Here is a 2,404-nt window from a genome sequence, read left to right on the forward strand (position 1 = left end):
CCCCTCACCACCGGCGGCGGCCTCCTGCCGGTACACCCCCTGGATGGTACGGACCTGACCCGCGTGACGACCGAAGACCCGCTCCATCGCCTCGGAGATCTCCCCCACCGTGGCCTGGGCCCGCGCCGCCTCCACCGCCGCCGCCAACAGGTTCCCGCTCAACTCCGCGTCCGCCCGGGACGGGCCCTGGGCCGCCGCGGTCAACGCCTCCAACGCCGCCCGCACCCGACCCTGGTCACGCTCGGCCCGCAACCGCTCCAGCGACGCGATCTGCTCGGCGCGCACCCGGGTGTTGTCGACCTTGAGCACCTCGATCTCATCGACGGTGCCCGGCCGGTACTTGTTCACCCCGATCACCGGTTGGCGGCCCGCGTCGATGCGGGCCTGGGTGCGGGCGGCGGCCTCCTCGATGCGCATCTTGGGCAGCCCGGCCTCGATGGCCGCGGCCATCCCCCCGGCCCGCTCCACCTCACCGATGTGGGCCCAGGCCCGCTCGGCCAGACGGCGGGTGAGGGTCTCCACGTAGAAGCTGCCGCCCCAGGGGTCCACCACCCGGGTGGTGCCCGATTCCTGCTGCAGCACCAGCTGGGTGTTGCGGGCGATGCGGGCGGAGAAGTCGGTGGGCAGGGCCAGCGCCTCGTCCAGGGCGTTGGTGTGCAGCGACTGGGTGTGGCCCTGGGTGGCGGCCATGGCCTCCACACAGGTGCGGGCCACGTTGTTGTACACGTCCTGGGCGGTCAGCGACCAGCCCGAGGTCTGGGAGTGGGTGCGCAGACTCAACGACTTGGCGCCGGTGGCCCCCAGGTCCCTGACCAGACGCGCCCACACCAGGCGCGCCGCCCGGAGTTTGGCGACCTCCATGAAGAAGTTCATCCCGATGGCCCAGAAGAAGGACAGGCGGGGGGCGAAGGCGTCCACCTCCAGGCCCGAGGCCTGCCCGGCGCGGATGTACTCCACGCCGTCGGCCAGGGTGTAGGCCAGTTCCAGGTCGGCGGTGGCCCCGGCCTCCTGCATGTGGTAGCCGGAGATGGAGATGGAGTTGAAGCGGGGCATGCGCCGGGAGGTATAGGCGAAGATGTCGGAGATGATCCGCATCGAGGGCCCGGGCGGGTAGATGTAGGTGTTGCGGACCATGAACTCCTTGAGGATGTCGTTCTGGATGGTCCCGGAGAGTTGTTCGGGTGCCACGCCCTGTTCCTCGGCGGCCACGATGTACAGGGCCAGGACGGGCAGCACGGCGCCGTTCATGGTCATGGACACGCTCATGCGGTCCAGAGGGATGCCGTCGAAGAGGCGGCGCATGTCGTGCAGGGAGTCGATGGCCACCCCGGCCATGCCCACGTCCCCGGCCACGCGGGGGTGGTCGGAGTCGTAGCCGCGGTGGGTGGCCAGGTCGAAGGCGACCGAGAGGCCTTTTTGGCCGGCGGCCAGGTTACGGCGGTAGAAGGCGTTGGATTCCTGGGCGGTGGAGAACCCGGCGTACTGGCGGATGGTCCAGGGCTGGTTGACGTACATGGTGGGGTAGGGGCCGCGCAGGTAGGGGGCGATACCGGGCAGACCCTCGACGAAGTCCAGGCCCTGGCGGTCGGCGGCGGTGTAGAGGGGGTGGACGGTGATGCCTTCGGGGGTGTGCCATTCCAGGGCGTCGGTGGCCTTACCGGTGGCCTGTTCCACCGCGCGCCGCCACGCGTGCGGATCCGCTGCGTCGGGGGTGGTGCCGGGTGTGCGGGGTCCGATATCGGAGAAGTCCGGGATCATGCGCTCGCCCCCTGGGCATCGGTGGTACTGACGGGCGGATCGGTGGTGAGGACGTCGACCAGATCGGTGAGCAGGGCCACCGCGTCACAGCCCTGGTGGGCGAACACGTCCACCCCGGCCTCCCGGTAGGCGTCGCGCGGCGCACCGGCGAGCAGGACCCGGTGGGCACCGGCGGCCTTGAGCGAGCGGGCCAGCGCCTGGGCGTGCTCGGCGTAGACCCGGTCGCTCGAACAGATCACCGCGACCTGGTGTCCGGACGCGGCGAAAGCGGCCGCCACCGCTCCTACGTCCTCCAGCGGACCCGGCTGGTGGGCGGCGATCCCGCCCGCGGCCAGGAGGTTGGCGGCGAACGAGGCGCGGGCGGTGTGCACCGCGACCGGGCCCAGGGTGGCCAGGAACGCGGTGGGGCGGTGCCCGGACGCGGCCCGGTGTTCGTCGCACCGGTCGCGCAGTGCCTCGAAGTCCTGGGCGTAACGACGCACCGCGAACCCGCCCGGCACCGGACCCCGAACCGCCGGATCGGCGGGGCGCTCCAACGGTGTCTCGTCCAGGTTCGGGAACTCGCTCACCCCCGTCAACGGCGCGGCACGCGTGGCCAGATCACGGCGCCGGCGCTCCCACACCCGCTCCACCTCCGCACCCACCA

Annotated in this window: 2 protein-coding genes; both read right to left on the reverse strand. The window is 71.7% G+C overall.

Annotated elements, in window-relative coordinates; translation table 11 throughout:
• A partial coding sequence (gene scpA / locus DSY14_RS27545) for a methylmalonyl-CoA mutase (protein WP_211719523.1) occupies positions 1-1,758 on the reverse strand: 1,758 nt, incomplete at its 3' end.
• Positions 1,755-2,404: cobalamin B12-binding domain-containing protein (locus DSY14_RS27550; protein ID WP_249188566.1), on the reverse strand; the 650-nt coding region annotated here is incomplete at its 5' end. The genes scpA and DSY14_RS27550, both read right to left, overlap by 4 nt.

This window comes from Nocardiopsis sp. MG754419 (genome assembly GCF_018207095.1).
Taxonomy (GTDB): domain Bacteria; phylum Actinomycetota; class Actinomycetes; order Streptosporangiales; family Streptosporangiaceae; genus Nocardiopsis.